The following is a 20658-nucleotide window of genomic DNA, read 5'->3' as shown; positions in this document are numbered from 1 at the left end:
TCTTAGTCATTCCAATAATCTCTCAAGTCATTCAACTGTTTCTTGGATGCTTTTAACATTCGTTTAGAACTTTTTACTGGAACTGAAACTGCCTGCTGTGGCAAGTAAAATACTGTCTTTAAAATCCGTTGTGTCATCGGTTCATCACGAGTTAATTCTTTTTCAAAATTGTTTGAGATGATAGCATCCAAATAAAACTCATGGACTCTCTTAGCAAAATTCTCAGCTGAAATTTCATACAATTTATCAGCCAAAAGTTTTTCATCCATCTTTGGAGTTGCAATTAAAGCTTCTAAAATAGCCCCTGCTAAATCTCTCTCTTCATAATAAAGAGTTCCAAACATCTTATCGCTAATCAAATTATCTAGATAAGGATTTCCATGAGCTATTACCGGAGTCTTACTTGCAAGACTTTCAAGATAGGTCAAGCCTTGCGTCTCACTAGTTGAAGCTGAAATGAAGAAATCAGCCGCCTTATAGTAAAGTGCTGTCTCGCTTGGAGCGATCATACCTGTAAAGATAACAGAATCCTGAATCTGCAAATCTTCTGCTTGCTCCTTGAGGTTTTCCAGATAAGGTCCATCTCCAGCAACGACTAATTTAACATTTTGCTCTTCTTTTAGAACATCTGGAAGTGCTACCAAAACAGCTTGAATGTTCTTTTCGTAAGACACCCGGGAAAGACTAAGAAGCATCTTTTCGTCTTTCTTAATACCTAGTTTATCTCGTAGATCACTGATGTGCTCTGGTCCAATTTCAGGACGTTCAAACTTGGCAAGCTCAATACCTGTAGGAATGACACGCTTTTCAACTTTGACCTTATAATCAGATAATAAATCACGCACAATCTCACTCGGACAAATCACACCATCCACATCATGAAGAAATCCCCTTACAAGATACTTGACCATGCTCGGACGAATCAACAAACCCTTAGCAATATAGTGAACATAATCCTCGTACTGGGTATGATAGGTATGAATGACTGGGATTTTCAATTCACGCGCTATCCAAATCCCTAATAAACCAAGAGAAAACTCAGTCTGCGTATGAATAATATCCAGCTTGTATTGCTTGGCAATCTCAAGAGCTTTTGTAAATCCACGATAGGCGAAACGTCGATCCTTAAAGGCAAAGAAAGGAACACTAGGGATACGGATAATCTGCCAGTCTTCATAACGATTAACATCCTTGTCTGTTGTTGTAAAGATAAAGACGGCATGTCCTTGCTTTTCAAGTTCTGTTTTTAAAGTTCGAATACTGGTCGCAACACCCGAGACCTGCGGGAAATAAGTATCTGTAAATAAACCAATTCGCATATACTACCTCATTTTTTTCCTAAAGCTGCTTGCTCCCGATAGAATTTTAGCCAGATTTCAAGAAGATGCTCTTCTGAATAATCTCTTGAAATGGCCTTAGCCTTTTCTTTCAACTCTTTCAACGCTTCTGGATGCTCTCGATATTCCAAGATAGCTTCTTTCATCTCTTCTACATCACTTGTTGGTCTGTAATTTCCTTCAAGAATGACCTTGTAAAGATCTAGATCACGAAGCATAATGGGTGCTTCACAACTCGCAGCTTCTAGAATAGTCATTGGAAAGAGCTCGTTATAGCTAGGAAGTAAGAACAAATCAGCTAAAGCATAGAGTTCTCTCATCCGTTCTGGATCAACAATCCCTGGGAAAATTAGATTGTCAGGAGGATTATCCATAATCTTTTTATAGCGTTCATAACCATCGGTTATTCCCCCAAAAGAGAAGCCACCAGCCCAAATAAAAGTGATATCCGGTAATTCCTCAGCTAGAGTGATAAAGTCATCTATTCCTTTACGCTTCTGAACCTGACCTGCACCAACGACTACAAACTGATTCTCATCAATTCCCATATCTTTACGAAGTTGTTCAACTTGCTCTATAGGAAGCGGATGCCATTTTTCTTTGTTGACAAAGTTAGGAATATAGGTCACTTTTTCACGTGGAATTCCAGCAGCCACCAAATCCTCAATGAAGGTAGGATTGACCACAACCAGATGCTCCATACGGTCATAAAAAGAAAATACATAGCGTTTGACAATCCCCTTTAAGAAGAATGGAATCTTCAAACTACCTTCCAAGGTATCTGGTAAGAAGTGAACATAGCCAATCTTACGACCAGAACGTTTTTTCTGAAAGGTCGAGAGATAATAAGGAAAATCAATCGTATGAAAATGAGTAACGTCCGCCTCAATCGGTAGATTTTCCGTTACGATCAGTTGGTCTTTCGCATCTCGTTTCAAAAGCTGCACCAGTTCACGGTAAGCACCAGACACACCTTGGCCAGCTACCTTTTCACTTGAACTTAGCATATTGATGCGTAATTTCTTTTTTTCCATAGTAACCATTATACCATTTTCTTCAAATAAAATCAGCAAATAAAAAGAGAGATAGCATAAAAGCTGGGAATTTCCTGGCGTCTACACTATTTCTCTTTTTATCATTTACTTACTTGATACCTAATGCAATGCGAGCATAGCGGCTCATTTTTTCAACCGTCCAAGCTGGATACCAAACTAATTTGACTTCAACATTAGTAACCTCTGGAACGTCCGTCATAGCATCATAGATTTGGTCGGTTAAAAGATCCGCCAAGGGACAACCCATGGTTGTTAAGGTCATATCAATTTCAGTCTCACCTGTATCGCCATCAAAACGAATCTCGTAGATCAAGCCTAGATTGACGATATCAATCCCCAACTCTGGGTCAATCACTTCTTCTAGTGCTGTCAAAATACGTGTTTTGATATTTTCAATCTGTTCTTCTGTGTAAGCCATCTTCACTCTCCCTTAACTTAATCTTCAATGAAATCACGAAGTGGTTTGCTTCGACTTGGCTGGCGAAGTTTTCTCAAAGCTTTGGCCTCAATCTGACGGATACGTTCACGCGTTACGTTAAAGACTTTACCAACATCCTCCAAGGTACGCATTTTCCCATCATCAAGACCAAAACGGAGACGCAAGACATTCTCTTCACGGTCAGTCAATGTGTCTAATACTTCATCCAACTGCTCACGCAAAACAATACGAGTTGTATAGTCCACTGGATTTTCAATCACTTCATCCTCGATAAAATCACCAAGGTGGCTGTCATCCTCTTCACCAATTGGTGTTTCAAGAGAAACCGGCTCTTGGGCAATCTTGAGGATTTCACGAACCTTGTCAGGTGTCATATCCATGCGTTCAGCGATTTGTTCAGGAGTTGGATCTTGTCCCAACTCTTGAAGAAGATTACGTTGTTCACGAACAAGCTTGTTAATTGTTTCCACCATGTGAACTGGGATACGGATGGTACGAGCTTGGTCAGCAATGGCACGAGTAATAGCCTGACGAATCCACCAAGTCGCATAAGTTGAGAATTTGAACCCTTTAGAGTAGTCAAATTTATCAACGGCCTTCATCAAGCCCATGTTTCCTTCTTGGATCAAGTCAAGGAACTGCATTCCACGCCCAACATAACGTTTAGCGATAGAAACAACCAGACGAAGGTTAGCTTCTGCAAGGCGTTGTTTCGCTTCGATATCACCTGCTTCAACAGCAAGGGCCAACTCTTTTTCCTCTTCATTTGTAAGCAGAGGCACAACCCCGATTTCTTTCAAATACATACGGACAGGGTCATTGACCTTAGCAGAGGTTGAACCAATCAAATCTTCATCAGTCAACTCTGGTTCTTCCTCAGTGCTCAAAACACGCGCACTTGGATTTCCTTCGTTGTCCGTAATTGAGATACCAGCATCTTGAATACGTTGCAAAAGATTCTCAATACCTTCCACATCTAAAGTGAAGGGAATTACGAGGGCGTTATTGATTTCATCATCGGTTGCTGTACCAGTTTTTTTATGATTGCGAATAAATTCCGCTACTTGGACGTCAAAGGTTGTTACTTCTTTTTGTTTTGTTGCCATTCTTACTCCATTCTTCTTTTTTGGGCAATTAAGCGTTCTAGCTCTTCTAATGCGGTGTCTGTATCACCGACATGGCTAGCTTCCTGAACTTTCTTTTTAATTTGCAGATTTTCCTGATTCAAAAGAGCTCTTTTTCTAGACTCTTCCACTTCGGCTAACTCGTGAGGGGACATCTCAGGTGGCAAATCTAAGGCTAGGACTTGATACCAAGCACTCTCCACTTCTCTGGTCTGATGAGCCAAATCCTCAGATGAGATACTTCCATTATCAATCAAGAGTCCATACAAGGTTTGAAACTCTGGAGTTTCAAAGATAAAATCCTCTCTTAAGCGATAGTCATTAAGCACCAAGGGATGTTCAATCATTCTGTAGAGAATATGGGCTTCCGCTCTCATCACTGCTGTCAGCTGCTTGGTAACAGACATAGTGACAGGACTCGGACTATAGGTCTCCTTGACCTTCTCCTTTCTCTGTCTGACACGACTTTCATTGACAATATGTTCTACTTGCTGATAGTCAAAAGATGGCAAGTGATCCGTCAAAATGTGAATGTAGGAATTCTGAGCTGTGATAGAGGGTTCCTTGGCGATTAAGGGAGCAATTTTCTCTATAAATTCAATCTGGGCTTGTAGATTTTCACTATTTTCAGGTCTGAAATGATGTATGTAAAACTCAACAGGACTAATGCGTGTATTGGTTAAGAGATAAGCCAAGTCTTGAGGAGAGTTTTTCTGCAAATATTCATCCGGATCCATTGCGTCAGGAATCTGGACGACTTGGACAGGTAAATCTTTAAGCTCATCCAAGGCTTTCGCTGTGGCAGCTTGCCCAGCCTTATCTCCGTCATAAGTGACAATAACCTTTTTAGTAAAACGTTTCAGATGCTCCACATGTTCACTCGTCAGAGCGGTTCCCATAGAAGCAACTGCATTTTCAATACCAGCACGATAAGCCGCAATGACATCCATAAACCCTTCCATCAGGTAGATTTCAGGAGCCTTGCCCGAGCCTTTTTTTACCCTCTCCAAATGATATAATTCGTAACTCTTGTTAAAAATTGCCGTCGCTCGACTATTTTTATACTTTCCAGTTTGAGAATCGGCCTCCTGCCATACACGACCAGAAAAGGCAATCACCTTTCCTTGATCATTTGAGAGTGGGAACATAATGCGATTATGAAAGGTATCAAAAAATTGATTACTCTCAGATAGGTAAAACAAACCTGAATCCAGCAAGTCATTTTCGCTATAATCATCAGCTAAACGTTGATAGAGATAAGAGCGTTCTGCTGGAGCCAAACCAATCATAAAATGCTTGAGAACATCATCTGTTAAGCCACGTTTATAGAGGTAGTTCCTAGCCTCCTCACCCATCTTAGTTGTCATGAGGATGGCATGATAAAACCGAGCAGCCTTGTCATGCATATCGTAGAGATTTTGATGGGGCGACCTAGGCTGTATAGAACTATGAACAGGCGCTGCCATCTGAATCCCAAGTCTCTCAGCTAATATCCTCACCGCATCCGCAAAGGTTACTTGTTGATACTCCTCGATGAACTTAAAGACGTCTCCAGAACGACCACAGCCAAAACAGTGGTAAAATTGCTTATCTTCAACCACGTTAAAGGAAGGGGTCTTTTCACCATGAAAAGGACAGAGCCCTAAAAAGTTCCGTCCAGATTTTTGTAAAGAAATCACTTCTCCTATGATTTCGACAATATTGGTATTGTTTTTGATCTCTTCGATGAGTCTCTTGTCAACCATAGACAATACCTCCATTTTATCACAGTTTACTCTAACTAGTATAGCTTATTTCTGAAAAAAAGTAAACCATTTCATACACTTTACATGAGACTATTTCATAAATTTCCAGCTGTCATGAAAAAGTGAATCTTTTGAGCAAATCATTCTAATATTTGAAAGAAAAATAGAAGAAATAAAATCCTATTTCACTTGATCTTCGAGGTTATTTTTCAATATTCTGCTAATATACTGACTATCTTTTCTACTGATGCAAGCCGTTGCAAAAGTCATTGGTGCTATATAAACTTCTCCTCTATATGATGGATCGGTCAAGACAGGCATAGAATAGTAGGCGTTCTTTTTATTTTTAAGATCAATATACCATTTACCTCCTAGGTGTTTGCGAAAGGTTTCGCCGATATAAACGGTCAAATAATCCAACATCTTGCGGTCTGCTATCAAAGCATGGTGGTCTTCGTAGTGAGCTAAGATCCAAGCCTCCAAATCATCTAAAGACTGCATGCTATAGTCTAAATGAAGGCCTTGTTCCTCAGCAAACTCCCTAGTAAAATAGTCCATCTTAAATCCAATCTGAAAAATCCATTCCTGAAAATCTTCTTGTGTGTATGCCATGTTTTTATCTCCTTACTCCTCTATCAAAGTTTAAGATTCTTAGATTGATTATATTATAAAGTAAAACTGGCAAAAAAGGAAATATAAATAAAGTTTAAATGCCACTAAAAAAACCTAGAAGTAGAAATCTTACTTCTAAGTCTTTAACGATTGATGTTTTAATAATTATCTACTCAAACAACTGATAGTAATCTGAAATCTTCATCTTAGCTTTTTCATCCTTATTCAAATCTTGGATGATTCGTCCTTCTTTCATAACAATGAGGCGATTTCCATACTTGAGAGCATCTTCCATATGGTGGGTAATCATCAGAGCAGTAAGATGGTCCTTACTGACAAAGTCATCTGTCAACTCCATCAAGGCTACACTTGTTTTAGGGTCAAGCGCTGCTGTATGTTCATCCAACAAAAGGAGTTCTGGACGCTTCAAGGTCGCCATCAAGAGACTCAAGGCTTGCCTTTGTCCACCTGATAAGAATTCAATCGGGGTGTCCAAGTGTTTCTCTAATCCATTTCCAACCTTCTCAATAGTTGCTTGAAATTCTTCCTTGTAAGCTGAGAGTCTTCTTGGAAAAAGACCACGTTTTTCTCCACGAAACTTTGCAATCAAGAGGTTTTCTGCAACGGTCATACGAGGGGCAGTTCCCATCTTGGGATCTTGGAAGACACGAGAGAGGTACTTGGCACGCTTTTCAGGGCTAAAATGAGTCACATCCTCCCCCATGATGCGAATACTCCCGCTAGTCAAGGGCAGAGTTCCTGCAATGCTATTAAAGAGGGTTGACTTGCCTGCACCATTTCCACCCAAAATTGTGATGAAGTCATGTTCATAGATATCAAGTGAAACATCGTTTAAAATAATCTTTTCCTCATCGAAGCCATTTGTCACAATTTTTGTGGCATTTCTTAATTCTACAATTGCTGTCATTTGCTTAACTTGACTCCTTTCAAATATTTATCCTTAAGAGTTGGAATGACTAGACATGTTGCTAGGATAAGGGCACTGTATAGACGGAGATAGCTAGTGTTAAAGCCGAGAGCAATGACTCCCCATACCAAGAATTGATAGCTGATGGAACCAACTACAATTGTAACCAAACGTTCTGCTAGGGTAAGACTCTTGAACAGAACTTCACCTATAATCAAACTTGCAAGACCAACAACGATAATACCGATACCACGAGAAACATCCGCGTAACCTTCTTGTTGGGCAATTAAGGCACCAGCAAGTGCGATTACACCATTTGACAAGACCAAGCCCATAAGCTCCATACGGCCTGTATTGATACCAAAACTACGAGCCATATCTGGATTATCCCCTGTAGCGATATAGGCCTGTCCAAGTTTCGTATCTAGGAAGAAAAGCATGAGAAGGATAACCAAAGTCACAAAGATTAAACCTGTCAGTAATTGATTAACCTCTGATGAAAATGGAAGAACATCTTGGATTTGCTTGGTGTTTAAAAGTCCAAGGTTAGCCCGTCCCATAATCATAAGCATGATAGAATGACAGGAAGTCATGACCAGAATTCCAGACAAGAGTGTTGGAATCTTTCCTTTAGTGTAAAGAAGACCAGTCGCTAAACCAGCAAGACAGCCTGCTCCAACAGCTACTAAGGTAGCAAGAAAAGGATTAACGCCTTGAGTAATCAGTGTTACTGCAACTGCTCCTCCTAGTGGGAAGGAGCCCTCAGTTGTCATATCTGGAAAGTTCAGGATTCGAAAGGTCATAAAAATTCCCAAGCCCAGGATAGCCCAGACTAATCCCTGTGAAATAATAGATATTAGCATATTTGTTTCGTTTCCTTTATTCTAAAAATTGGAGGAGATGTCTCCAACTCCTCCTACATTCTTATTCAATTACTTGACCAGCTTCTTTGAGAACTGATTCAGGAATTGTGATTCCAAGTTCTTGAGCGACTTTTTTGTTGATAACTGATTTACCAGTTGAGAAGACATTAACTGGTGTATCTGCAGGTTTTTCACCCTTCAAGACTTTGGCAATCATCTTACCGGTAGCAACACCAAGATCGTGTTGGTCCACAACGACTGATGCCAAACCACCTGCTTCTACCATGGCAGTCGCACTTGGGTAGATTGGTTTTTTAGCTGTTTGATTACTTGATACTACAGTTGAGAACGCAGATGCGATTGTGTTGTCAATTGGAACCCAGATTGCATCTACTTTACCAGTCATAACATTAACTGTTGAAGCAATTTCGTTAGTTGATGGAACTGCAAAAGTTTCGACTTTCAAACCAGCTTTTTCAGCGTAAGCTTTGAACTCTTCAACTTGTGATTTAGAGTTGTCTTCACTACTTGAGTAGAGAGCTCCGATTGTTTTAACATCCGGAGTTAAGGCTTTAATTAATTCAACCTGTTGTTGAGCAGGGTTGTGGTCAGAAACCCCTGTGATGTTTCCACCTGGTTTTTCCAAGTTCTGTACAAGGTTAGCTCCAACTGGATCTGTAATAGCTGCCATGATAACAGGAAGGTCTTTTGTTGCACTTGCTAGACCTTGAGCTGCAGGTGTCGCAATTCCGACAACAACATCATTTCCGTTTGCGACTAATTGCTTACTCATTGTAGCAACCTTACTTTGGTCACCTTCTGAGTTCATAAAATCAATTTTAACTTGGTCACCTTTATAGCCTTCTTCAGCAAGTCCATCTTGGATACCTTGGTATATCAAGTCAAGCGATGGGTGACTGACGAACTGTAGAACACCAACCTTAGCTGTTTTGTTAGCTGTCTCAGTTTTAGTTTCTTGTTTCGTTAAGTTAGAGTAGACCAAGCTTCCTCCAACTACAAGTGCTAATGCTACGATAATACCGAGTAGACGTTTGTTTTTCATAATTTTCTCCTTATTTCTTCTTAACTTATTATTTTTTTACTCAATCACTTATTCAAGCGACGCCATCGTTTGATTTCCATCATTTTTTCCTCCCCATAGAAAAAGTCCTCACACAAAAAACTTGTGTGAGGACGTCGATGCGCGGTGCCACCTCAATTATAGGAACTAGTCCTATCGCTCTTACTCGCTAAAACGAGTTGCACTGTAAGGTGTGCTCACCGAATTCTTATGATTTCAAATTCTTAATAACATTCAGCCCAATTTTCATCACTTCCACCTATCTGTTTTCACCAACCACAGACTCTCTAAAAAATTTCAATGATTACTTTCTGAATGGTTAAATTATATCATTTTACTAAAACTTGTCAAGGGTTTTCATAAAATATTTTTAAAAAAGTGTAAAATTAGAGAGAGAGTAAGTTAATCATATGCCTATGGGGATTGGCTTAACAATGTAACATTACAAAAATCTATATAATTTTGCAAATTATTTCAACCAAATATGAAACATATCTTCATCAACAATTTTTTCAAGAATGATAGTATTTTCATTTATATCATATGCAATTAATTTATTACCAGCTAAAACTAATAAAATATTATCATCGAGAAGCTTAATATCTTTTATGTAGTCTGTTTCAGCTGAAAATCCAAATCGAGATAGATTGACAAAGCTTGATTTATGACTAGTTACATCAAATAGACTGAAAGCAATTTTTCCTGAATCATTACTCTCATGCTCAATTGCTAACAAATTTTCTCCTAATTCAATAATGTTAACTGGACCAATTTCATCTAAATCAAAAAATTCCTTAAGTCCTGATTCCATATCATAGTGAAAAACTTTCCCCCAAAGTACTTTTTCCTTGGTCGAGTTAATTCGATATCCACCGGAAACTGAATAGAGTTGTTTACCCTTCACAATGCTATCGTCAAAAAAATAAGTCAAGTTAGGATCATCATAGAGAATTTCTTTATTTTCAAACTGTAATTTTTTGTTTTTTAGTGAAAAATGATGTAAGTAGGTTGGGTAATTATCATTACTGTTAACATCTACTCCCAAAAAGTAGATATTATCACCATCGTTTGAAAAATCTGTAGCAAAAACAGAATTTTTGAAAATATATTTATCTACTTCCTTTAAATTTGTATCAAAAACTGCAATAAAACTATCATATGTATTTGCTTCAGAAGTAAAATAGTAATCTGGATTTACGCCAGCTGTTGAAAAAGCATAATCGGTGGTCTTATTATAGTGAATTTTTCCAGTTTCAAAATCAACTGATATTATTCTACCTACTACACCTAAGGGTGGACCTTCTTCAGAAAATAGCAAATAACGATTGGAAATTTCTGCACGCTTAACAACTTGATTAATCTGGCCCTTTACTATATCTATTTTTTCATCAGAAACTTTCTCAAATGAATTATCTTTAAAATTATACCCCTCCACACTGTGGTATCCCAATAAATAAAAATCAACATTTGACTGTATAGAAAATTGTTTTGATGACGAAGCAGAATATCTTTGGATGAAAAATAACACTCCCAATAAAATAATAATGGCTACAACAATAACATGACCAACTTTTTGTTTCCTATTCATACTCATTTATTCCTATTCATAACTCTAGTCATCAGCCTAATAGTTATTAAACAACCTATCATAACTATTCTCCTAATCTAATTAGATTCATCTTCATACTTACAATTGTAAGCCTTTTCCTCTATATATAGAATAGCATTATATTTAGGTCTTGTAAACGAATTTAATGCTCTATTTCGTTTTATATATATTTAGTTGACTAAAAGAAAGCCAAAAAAATTTTTCGAACATCAATAATTTAAGCTAGGAGAATGGTCATTAGGAGATAGATAAAGTTCTAGTTATAAGGTGAAATAAAACTGTTTGCCTCTCTTGGCTGATCGAAAGAGTAGACATTAAATCATCCCTATGCCTCTTGGGAAAGGGGAACTAATGATAATCACAACTGGCTGATTCGTATAGGATTCCCTAAAAGAAAAAAGAAAACGACTCCTAAAGAAGTCGCCTTCATTGTTAATCGGATGAATAACTATCCTAAAATACACTTGGGCTACAAGTTACGTTGGAAATTGCTATTTGCTATCCAACTTGAACTTGAGACTTGGCCAATCCCTACGTTTTTGGAAAATCTTGCTTGTATCAACCTGAATTACGTAATCCTGTAGCAATTCCGTTGATAGTTGTATGGATTAATCTTTCTTCATCTGAAGATAACTCACCACGACGTTGACGCTTAATCAATTCTAACTGAATATAGTTAAGAATATTGAAATAAGGCATACGGTAGTTGAGACTGTCTTTCAAATAGGTATTTTCTGCCAAGAGCTCCTCATGGCCTTCAATAGCCAAGATAACATCCTTAGTCAACTGCCATTCATCTAAAATCGTATAGTAAATTGCTTGTACTTCTTCACTTTCACAAAGTTTAGCGTATTCAAAGGCAATGTTCATATTTGATTTTGACAAGACCATATCGACGTTGGATAGGAGTGATTGGAAGAATGGCCAGTTTTGATACATATCACGAAGATATTCAATATTTTTAGGATCTTGGTCGATAAATTCCTTGAAGCTTGAACCAACACCATACCAACCTGGGAACATGACACGACTTTGGGACCATGAGAATACCCAAGGAATAGCGCGCAGACCACCGATTTCAGTGATGGTTTTACGAGCGGCTGGTCGAGAACCAATATTGAAACTTGAGATCGCCTTGATTGGACTAGATTCAAAGAAATAATCATAGAAATGTTCATTTCCGAATACTAGTTCACGGTAAATATCATAGCTACGACCTACAACCTGATCCATAATTGCTTCATAGCGATTTGAGGTATTGGTGTCACTCTTCTTTTGAGTAATCATACGGTTGATTGCTGCTGAAACTAACATTTCAAGGTTATAGTAGGCTGCATCCTTGTTTCCGTATTTATTTCCAATCACTTCCCCTTGCTCGGTCAAACGGATACGATCCTTGATAGACTTAAGTGGCTGTGAGGCAATAGCGTCATAAGTAGGGCCACCACCACGACCGACTGTACCACCACGACCGTGGAAGAAGGTTACCTTAACACCAAACTCATCACCGATGGCTGTCAATTGTTGTTGTGCCTTATAGAGTGTCCAACAAGAGGAAAGATAACCACCATCCTTGTTACTATCAGAGTAGCCAAGCATGATTTCTTGGTAATTGTTTTTAGAAGCAACCCATTTCTTAGCAAGTGGTAAAGAGAAATACTTTCTCATAGTTTCTTCAGAATGATCCAAGTCTTCGATCGTTTCAAAGAGTGGTACAATCTGAACACGCGCTTTTTCAGCATCCACCAGACCGACTTCTTTGAGCATAATTGCCAATTCAAGCATATCTGATACGCTGGTTGCGTGGGAAATAATGGTTTGACGAATAACGTCTTCTCCCAAACGGTCTTTTAATTCACGAGCTGTTTGGAAAATAGCTAACTCTTTTTCGAGTAGTTCAGACTTCTCAGCATGGGTTGCGGACAAGATCCGAGGATCTTCTAATAGCTCATGTAAGAGCAAGTCACATTTTTCATCTTCTGATAGATCACTATAATGATCATTAATTCCGGCAGATGCTAACAATTCTGCAACACAGGCTTCATGGACACTAGAATCTTGACGCATGTCGATAGAAGCCAAGAAGAAACCAAAGACTTCTACAGCTTCTAAGAGCTCGGCGAACTCACCAGTAAGCAAGGCCTCTGCCTTATTTTCAAGCAATGAATCCTTAATAATAGCGAGGTCTTGTTTAAATTCTTCGACTGTTTCATAGTAAGGAGGACGATCCTCAGCCAATTCTTGAATTGCTCCTGAAAGGCGATTACCAATGTAATCTGTAATCACTCCTTGTTGATGCCCTTGAGTACCAAAAAGACGTTCAACAGGATGCCGTTCATCAGCTGACGAGCCAACCACAGACCATTCTTTTAAATTCAAGAGAGTTTGAATCAATTTTGACTGAATCAAGTGAAAGGCACGACGATAAGGTTCTTTTTCACGAAAGACAGATGTATCTCCAGAACGAGCTGCCATTTCTTCAACAGCTTGGCTTGTTTTTGACAAATTAGTCGATAGAGAGAAGGTGCGATAGAGACTTGAAATCTTGCTGATATAGTAGTTCAAGACTACTTCACTTTGAATGGTAGCGGAACGCATAAGCGTCTCAGCTGTCACGAATGGATTCCCATCACGGTCTCCACCAATCCACATTCCCATGGTGATAGGTTTTGCTTGTTTTAGGTCAATTCCCTGCTCTTTTGCAAGACGCTTATACTCTAACATTAGATTTGGTACAGCTTGTAGGAAAGAACTATTGTAATATTCCATCACGTTTGTGATTTCATTCGTTACTTTCAGTTTCTTCTCACGAATCATATCCGTCTGCATGATAATCTCAATGTAGCGACGAAGATCATTGTGCCATTTTTCTTTGTTAATAAGGCCCATTCTCACGTCACGATATTTACGTAAAAGGGTATGGATATGATTGGTCAAGTCCAACATACTCTTACGTTGTACCTGAGTAGGATGGGCTGTCAAAACAGGAACCACGTTCAGGTGCTCGAGAATCTCTCTAGCATTTTCTTTTTCAGCCACCATTTTGATCGTTGTTGACAATTTACCGAGATAATCTTGATCAACATTATTTAGGTGGTTAATCTCATAAGCCAAGTCTACGTCTTCGGAAATGTTAATTAAGAGTGGTAAGATAGAGAAATATCTAGAAATGTAGACCATCTCATCATTTGAAAGACCTGTTACTACTTTATCTAGCCCTTGATAGTCAAGTTTTGAAGAAAGTTCCTTCAAGTGCATGATCTTATCAAAGGTTTCGGCAGGAAGCATATTTTTCGTGATATCTTCCAGCATATCCGTCAAGATTTGAACTTCCTCTTGTACGACCGTTTTGTTACTATAATTTTCTAACTTTTGAAGAGACATTTTTTTCTCCTTGTTATCTATGTCTTAAAGCTGTGCGTCGTATTCGCTATAAAGTCGCGCACGCTTTTCACTGGCATCAATATTTAATACAAATGCTATGGCTACAGAAAGAACCAAGAGACTATTCCCCCCTTGCGAAAGGAAAGGGAAGGTTACTCCTGTTGAAGGAATCAAGCCTGATATACCTCCAATGTTAACAAATACCTGTATCAGGATCATGCCCCCAATACCTATTGCTACCATTGAGTTGAAAGGATCCCTTGCGCGAATTCCTACCAAAATGATTCGTAGAATTAAGAAGAATAGGAGAGCGAGAATAAGACTTGCTCCTACAAATCCAAACTCTTCGATGACAATCGAAAAGACAAAGTCTGTATGGGCTTCTGGTAGATAACCACGTTTTTCAATAGAATTTCCTAATCCCAGACCAAACCATCCTCCATTAACCATGGCATAGTAGGAATTGGCCAACTGGTGTCCAGCTCCAGCCAGGTCATTAAAGGGGTTGAAAAAAGCACTGAACCGCTTGGCAACATAACCAAATACAGGAATTTTAGAGAATTTCTCAACACCGATTATCCGAATGGCTGTTAAGGAAATCATAGAGACACCAGCTAGTAAGCTCAGAATAGTAGTGAACCATCGATAAGCTATTCCACTGATAGTATACATGAGCAAGGATACTAAAATCAAGATAGTAGCATTTCCTAGGTCTGGGAAAATCGCCAAACTACCAATCATAACCAGTAGAACAAAACGCCAATCATTAAATGCTCGAGGAATCCACTGATTAAGGGTTAAAACTTGGAAGTCGTAAACAGCTATCTCATCCTGTTGTTTTGAAAAACGCTGTGCTAGATACCAGACAATGATAATTTTTAAATACTCTGCTGGTTGAATCGTTATTGGACCAACCTTGATCCAGCCATAGGCCCCATTGACAGGAATCCCAATTAAACGAGCTAGAGCTAGCAGTATCAGCTCAACAAACATGACGATGAAGATTAATCGCTCATTTCGCAGAAATCCTAATTTCAATTTATAAATCAAGGCAATTAAAAACAAACTGGCTATCCAGAAAATTCCTTGATTTCGAACCAGTTGCAAGGTGCTTTTGCCCTCTTGGATAAGAGTTGCACTAGTTGTCGAATAAACTACTATCAATCCTAGAACGGATAACAGTAAATAAGGAATCAAAATGGAATAATTCAGCAGGTGCCTTTTACTTATTTTCATATGTCACCTATCTATCGGAAAAATTATCTTATTTTCCCATATTATTTCTAGTTTTATAAGCTATTATACCATTTTTTAGCCTAGAAAAAAACTCTTACAGTATAAACATTCGAATTTTACCCAAGACAGGGTCATGATTAAAAATTCTTGTGAGACATCTTTACTCAATCTACAAATAGTTGAAAGTTACTTGAATTCGTTAAACTTTAATGTTCTTATTTCAGAAAATCAAAAACTACCTCCCAGATAAAGGGGCTCTATAATATTTGTAGTGGGTAAATCCCCTATAGATATTATGGAGCCTATTTTGTGTAGAAAAAAAGTCCCATAAGATCTATAATGAAAAGCGACTAAACAACTCATTAGAAAGAATCATATGGAACAATTACATTTTATCACAAAACTGCTTGATATCAAAGACACAAATATCAAGATTCTAGATATCATCAATATGGATACACACAAGGAAATTGTCGCTAAACTGGACTATGACGCCCCGTCTTGCCCTGAGTGCGGATGTCAAATGAAGAAATATGATTTTCAAAAACCGTCGAAAATTCCTTACCTCGAAACGACTGGTATGCCTACTAGAATCCTCCTTAGAAAACGCCGTTTCAAGTGCTATCATTGCTCGAAAATGATAGTCGCTGAAACCTCTATCGTTAAGAAGAATCATCAAATTCCTCGTATTATCAACCAAAAGATTGCTCAAAAGTTGATTGAAAAGACTTCTATGACTGATATTGCACATCAGCTATCCATTTCAACTTCAACTGTCATTCGTAAACTCAATAACTTTCACTTTAAGCATGATTTTTCTCGTCTTCCAGAGATTATGTCTTGGGACGAGTATTCTTTTACCAAGGGAAAGATGAGTTTTATCGCACAAGATTTTGATCAGCTCAATATCATTACTGTTCTTGAGGGAAGAACACAAGCTATCATCCGCAATCACTTTCTTCGCTACGATAGAGCGATCCGATGTCGAGTGAAAATCATTACTATGGATATGTTTAGTCCGTACTATAACTTGGCTAAACAGCTTTTTCCATGTGCTAAAATCGTTCTAGATCGTTTTCACATTGTTCAACATCTTAGCCGAGCTATAAGTCGGGTTCGTGTCCAAATCATGAATCAATTTGAGCGAAAATCTCATGAATACAAGGCTATCAAGCGCTATTGGAAACTCATCCAACAAGATAGCCGTAAACTGAGTGATAAACGTTTTTATCGCCCTACTTTTCGCATGCACTTAACTAATAAAGAGATTCTAGACAAGCTTTTGAGCTATTCCGAAGAGTTGAAACACCACTATAATCTCTATCAGCTCTTGCTTTTTCACTTTCAGAATAAAGAGCTCGAGAAATTTTTCGGACTTATTGAAGACAATCTAAAAAAGGTTCATCCTCTTTTTCAGACTGTCTTTAAGACATTTCTCAAGGACAAAGAGAAAATTGTCAACGCCCTTCAATTGCCCTATTCCAACGCTAAATTGGAAGCGACTAATAATCTCATTAAACTCATCAAACGAAATGCTTTTGGTTTTAGGAACTTTAACAACTTTAAGAAACGAATTTTCATCGCTCTGAATATAAAAATGGAGAGGACAACGATTGTCCTCTCCAGATGTTAGCTTTTATTCAACCCACTACAGTTGACAAAGAGCCGATAAAGGAAGGTAGTTCATTGCTATCTTAGTTTGAGGCGCTACTACTGCTGTCAGAAGTTGTTTCGCCTTTGATATATTGTGTAAAGATATTTTGGAAGGCTTGATCTTTAACTTTAATATTGGCATCCTGTAATTCTTTACTAATGACACCTTGAACAAAGGTTGCATCATTTTGTTTTTGAGTCAAAATGATTGTTTTAAGTTTTTCTTTGTAGTCATCCAAGTTTGAAGATTTTTCTGACTTCTTAGTTAGTTTCACAATGTAGAAACTACTTGTATAAGCTTGAGTTCCTGGAGCAGTGATAACATCTGAAATTCCGTTAACATCAAGCGCAAAAGCAGCTTTTTTAACCACGTCTGGCAATTCTGTTGATGCAGAATCAAAGGTAATTTCTCCACCATTTTCTTTAGTCTTTTCATCTGTAGAATTGTCTTTTGCAAGTTGTGCAAAGTCAGCTCCAGATTCTTTTGCTTTGGCAAGAACTTCCTTAGCCTTATCTTCACTGTCAAATTTAATAATTTGAGCCGTTACTTCTGGAGTATACTCTTCAAATGCTTTTTTATAGTTTTCATCTGTTAATTCAGCTTCAGCGGCTTTCTTAACAGCATACTCAACTAATTTACTTGTACGAATTTGAGCTTTACGGCTTTCTGCAGTCATACCTGAACGGGCGAGAATCGTTTGATAGCTATCACCGTATTTCTTTTGTTCTTCTGCAACAGCATCCTCTACTTCTTTATCGCTAACTTCTGAACCATATTGTTTTTCAAAAACTTTTTGAATGGTCATATTCAGCAAGACTTGTTGTGCAGTCGCATTGTTTTTAACTTCTTCAAAGAATTGATGCTCAGTAATAACATCGCCCTTCATGCTAATCAAGTCAGTTCCTTCAGAACTGTTTGAACAAGCAGCCAAAGTGGCTACTGACAACAATGTGATGGCTCCTGCCATTAGTTTTTTCTTCATGTTTACTCCTTTTGTTCACTAAATAAAGGTTTACCTTACCTATTTTACCAAATTGTCTTAAAAATATCTGAAATCAATCAATATCAGGCAGTTCTACTTCTGCTTGATTTTTTCTCAGCATGAGAATTCCGTCTCCAAGAGGAACTAAAGTAGCGGTTAATCCTGAATTGTCCAAAGTCGCATCAAAGAGTCGTTGCAAGCCACGATAAATCGTTCTTTGTCCTCGACGGACTTCCATGATATCCCTAGCAATATCTCCTCCTTGGAAAATATCATCTAAGACAACCACTCCACCTACTTCTAGGTGTTTGAGGATTTCTGGTAGAAAGATGATGTATTTGGACTTAGCAGAATCCATAAACACAAAATCATAGGTCTCTGTCAACGTTGACAAGACATCTACCGCATCACCTTCTAAGAGAGTGATTTGTTTGCGTTGATCAAATTTTGCAAAATTTTCCTTGGCAAAACCAATCATCTCAGGATTTCGGTCAATAGTGGTGATTTTTGACTTGGGTGAATGCTCTGCCATCAAAAGTGCTGAAAATCCAATCGCCGTACCAATCTCTAAAATATTTTTTGGTTGAATGGTTTCCATAAGGAAACGAAAGTAGGCGACGGTTTCATGAGGAATGATGGGAATATTTTCCTTGCGAGCAAAGTTTTCTAGTTCTTTTAGGGAACCTGTCACCTGCTTTTGTCTGTGGCGCATGAACTCGACAATCTCATGCTTGACAACAGGACGTCGCATGTTATGATTGGCATTTTTACTATAAGACTTTACCATCTGCCTTATGCCAATCCTAATTTTTCAACAAGGGCTTCAAACTCATCCAAACGGCGTTCAAAGACTGCAAAGGCATCGTTGAGGTAATCTTCTTTTTCCATATCAACACCCGCTTTACGCATGATATTGAGTGGATAGTCTGACTTCCCTGCTTTGAGGTAGTCAATATAGCGATCACGATCCTCTTGGCTACCATGAACAATCTTTTCAGCCAAAGCTGAAGCTGCTGCAAAGCCTGTTGAATATTGATAGACATAGTAGTTATAGTAGAAATGAGGAATTCGAGCCCACTCATACTGGATTTGAGGATCGTCTTCCTTGCTCAAACCATAATATTCTTGGTTCAAGTCAGCATAGAGATTGTTTAGGAACTCACTTGTCAAGACTTCACCATTTTGGTCAGCTTGGTGAATAGCATGTTCAAATTCAGCAAATTGAGTTTGGCGGAAGACTGTTCCACGGAAACCATCTAGGAAGTTGTTGAGAATTGCAAAGCGTGTTGCATCGTCTTGAACTTCTTGCAATAATTTTTCTGTCAGGATGTTTTCATTAGTAGTTGAAGCAATTTCTGCCAAGAAGATTGAGTAATCTCCGTATACATAAGGCTGAGTTTCACGCGTATAGCTAGAATGCATACTATGACCTGTCTCATGTACAAGAGTGAAAAGATTATCCAGGTTATCTTGCCAGTTAAGGAGCATGAAGGCGTTGGTATCATAAGAACCGCCAGAATATGCACCTGAACGCTTGCCTTGATTTTCATACACATCAATCCAGCGTTCGCTGAAGGCACTTTTAACACGGTTCAAGTAATCCTCACCAAGAACTGCCAAAGCATCTTCTGCTTTCTTCAAGGCTTCTTCATAAGTGAAGCTGTATTCCACTGAAGACAATGGTGTATAGACATCGTACATTTTGAGGTCTGGAATACCAAGGATTTTTGAGCGAAGAGCCAGATAACGATGCAATAACGGCAAGTGTTTACGAACAGCAGATACTAAGTTGTCATAGACACTTTCTGGCACAAAGTTTGCCGCAAGAGCAGCTTCACGCGCACTCTTGTAGTTTCGAACCTTAGCACGATAGTTTTGCACTTTAACATTGGTCTGCAAGGTTTTAGCGTAAGTGTGCTGGTATTGCTCATAAGTAGCATAGAGGGCTTCATAAGCTCCACGACGAACCTCACGATTCTTAGACTCTACCAAGCGCATATAAACGCCGTGTGATAATTGAACTTCATTTCCATCTTCATCTTGAACATATGGAAAGACGATATCTGCATTATCTAAAATAGCAAAGGTTTCACTAGCAGCACCGAAGATTTCACCAGCACCTGCAAGCAGCTCTTCTTCACGTTGTGAAAGGACATGGTCCTTATTTTGCAAGAGTTTATCAAAGAAGTGTTTATAAGGCTGGAGTTTTGGTTCTTCTGCTAGAAAGTTTTGATACTGGTCTTCTGTGATTGCCATAAATTCAGGCTCATAGAAAGAGAAGACTTGATCAAGTTGACTATAAAGAGTCATGGCTTTTGCATAGTATTCTTGATATTTAGCAACTCGTGTATCCTGGTCGTTTTTCATATGTGCATAGACATAGAGTTTTTCAAGACGACGACTCAAGTCCAGATAACGCTCTGTAATATCAAGAAGGCTTTCTGCACTGTCCAAGAGATGACCCTCAAGACTAGCTGCTTGTTTTGTATCTTCTGTTAAAAGGGCGAGTTCTTCTTCCCATTTTTGGTCTGTTTCAAAGATCGTTGATAGATCCCATGTATCTTTTTCATTGATTTCATTTCGTTGTAATACCATAAGTTTCCTCCATC

At 38.5% G+C, this 20658-nt stretch carries 16 protein-coding genes, 1 pseudogene and 1 other annotated feature; of the genes and pseudogenes, 2 read left to right on the top strand and 15 right to left on the bottom strand.

Features of this window, described 5'->3' with window-relative positions; genetic code table 11:
• Positions 1–2: 2 nt before the first annotated feature.
• The 10 genes from AXE83_RS04900 to AXE83_RS04855 all read right to left on the bottom strand — a co-directional run bounded on the left by AXE83_RS04900 (position 3) and on the right by AXE83_RS04855 (position 10772).
• The gene (locus AXE83_RS04900) at positions 3–1319 is read right to left on the bottom strand and encodes a glycosyltransferase family 4 protein (protein ID WP_060955642.1); all 1317 of its coding nucleotides are present in this window, start codon (positions 1317–1319) and stop codon (positions 3–5) included.
• Between the two features lie 8 nt (positions 1320–1327).
• On the bottom strand, positions 1328–2371 hold the full coding sequence (locus tag AXE83_RS04895; protein ID WP_060956371.1) for a glycosyltransferase family 4 protein: 1044 nt from the start codon (positions 2369–2371) through the stop codon (positions 1328–1330).
• A 109-nt stretch (positions 2372–2480) separates the two neighbouring features.
• On the bottom strand, positions 2481–2810 hold the full coding sequence (locus tag AXE83_RS04890; protein ID WP_000331926.1) for a metal-sulfur cluster assembly factor: 330 nt from the start codon (positions 2808–2810) through the stop codon (positions 2481–2483).
• 17 nt (positions 2811–2827) lie between these two features.
• Entirely contained in the window at positions 2828–3937 is a 1110-nt protein-coding gene (gene rpoD / locus AXE83_RS04885; RefSeq protein ID WP_000201894.1) for an RNA polymerase sigma factor RpoD, read from the bottom strand.
• Positions 3938–3939: 2 nt separating this feature from the next.
• Positions 3940–5700, bottom strand: coding sequence for a DNA primase (gene dnaG / locus AXE83_RS04880; protein ID WP_060955641.1), 1761 nt, complete (start codon positions 5698–5700; stop codon positions 3940–3942).
• Between the two features lie 180 nt (positions 5701–5880).
• Complete coding sequence (locus tag AXE83_RS04875) at positions 5881–6312, bottom strand: hypothetical protein (RefSeq protein ID WP_060955640.1); 432 nt, start codon at positions 6310–6312, stop codon at positions 5881–5883.
• Between the two features lie 169 nt (positions 6313–6481).
• Positions 6482–7240, bottom strand: coding sequence for an ABC transporter ATP-binding protein (locus AXE83_RS04870; RefSeq protein ID WP_049530442.1), 759 nt, complete (start codon positions 7238–7240; stop codon positions 6482–6484).
• Positions 7237–8103: an ABC transporter permease gene (locus tag AXE83_RS04865; RefSeq protein WP_060955639.1), complete on the bottom strand. Its 867-nt coding sequence runs from the start codon at positions 8101–8103 to the stop codon at positions 7237–7239. Before AXE83_RS04865 ends, AXE83_RS04870 begins: the two co-directional genes overlap by 4 nt.
• Positions 8104–8164: 61 nt before the next feature.
• Entirely contained in the window at positions 8165–9166 is a 1002-nt protein-coding gene (gene trpX / locus AXE83_RS04860) for a tryptophan ABC transporter substrate-binding protein (RefSeq protein ID WP_060955638.1), read from the bottom strand.
• Positions 9167–9290: 124 nt separating this feature from the next.
• Positions 9291–9507, bottom strand: a binding site (T-box leader).
• Positions 9508–9653: 146 nt separating this feature from the next.
• On the bottom strand, positions 9654–10772 hold the full coding sequence (locus tag AXE83_RS04855) for a hypothetical protein (protein WP_060955637.1): 1119 nt from the start codon (positions 10770–10772) through the stop codon (positions 9654–9656).
• Between the two features lie 341 nt (positions 10773–11113).
• Between AXE83_RS04855 and AXE83_RS11420 the strand changes: the two are divergent.
• A pseudogene (locus AXE83_RS11420) lies at positions 11114–11377 on the top strand (hypothetical protein); the annotation flags it as partial.
• Here the strand turns inward: AXE83_RS11420 and ppc are convergent.
• On the bottom strand, positions 11352–14177 hold the full coding sequence (gene ppc, locus AXE83_RS04845; protein ID WP_060955636.1) for a phosphoenolpyruvate carboxylase: 2826 nt from the start codon (positions 14175–14177) through the stop codon (positions 11352–11354). The pseudogene AXE83_RS11420 and the gene ppc sit on opposite strands and share 26 nt — an antisense overlap.
• A gap of 24 nt (positions 14178–14201) precedes the next feature.
• Positions 14202–15413, bottom strand: coding sequence for a cell division peptidoglycan polymerase FtsW (gene ftsW, locus AXE83_RS04840; RefSeq protein ID WP_060955635.1), 1212 nt, complete (start codon positions 15411–15413; stop codon positions 14202–14204).
• A gap of 376 nt (positions 15414–15789) precedes the next feature.
• Here ftsW and AXE83_RS04835 point away from each other — a divergent pair, with 376 nt between their 5' ends.
• Positions 15790–17046: an ISL3 family transposase gene (locus AXE83_RS04835; protein WP_060955506.1), complete on the top strand. Its 1257-nt coding sequence runs from the start codon at positions 15790–15792 to the stop codon at positions 17044–17046.
• A 61-nt stretch (positions 17047–17107) separates the two neighbouring features.
• Here AXE83_RS04835 and prsA read toward each other — a convergent pair whose 3' ends face one another.
• From prsA to pepF, 3 genes are all read right to left on the bottom strand, one after another.
• Positions 17108–18049 (bottom strand): peptidylprolyl isomerase PrsA, encoded by a 942-nt coding sequence (gene prsA / locus AXE83_RS04830; RefSeq protein ID WP_060955634.1) that lies wholly within the window; start codon positions 18047–18049, stop codon positions 17108–17110.
• Between the two features lie 73 nt (positions 18050–18122).
• Complete coding sequence (locus AXE83_RS04825) at positions 18123–18836, bottom strand: O-methyltransferase (protein WP_083500989.1); 714 nt, start codon at positions 18834–18836, stop codon at positions 18123–18125.
• A 5-nt stretch (positions 18837–18841) separates the two neighbouring features.
• On the bottom strand, positions 18842–20644 hold the full coding sequence (pepF, locus tag AXE83_RS04820) for an oligoendopeptidase F (protein ID WP_060955633.1): 1803 nt from the start codon (positions 20642–20644) through the stop codon (positions 18842–18844).
• Positions 20645–20658 lie beyond the last annotated feature (14 nt).

Source organism: Streptococcus sp. oral taxon 431 (assembly GCF_001553685.1).
Taxonomy (GTDB): Bacteria; Bacillota; Bacilli; order Lactobacillales; family Streptococcaceae; genus Streptococcus.
The sequence above is the reverse complement of the archived record's forward strand: the minus strand, read 5'-3'. Positions and strand labels throughout refer to the sequence as shown.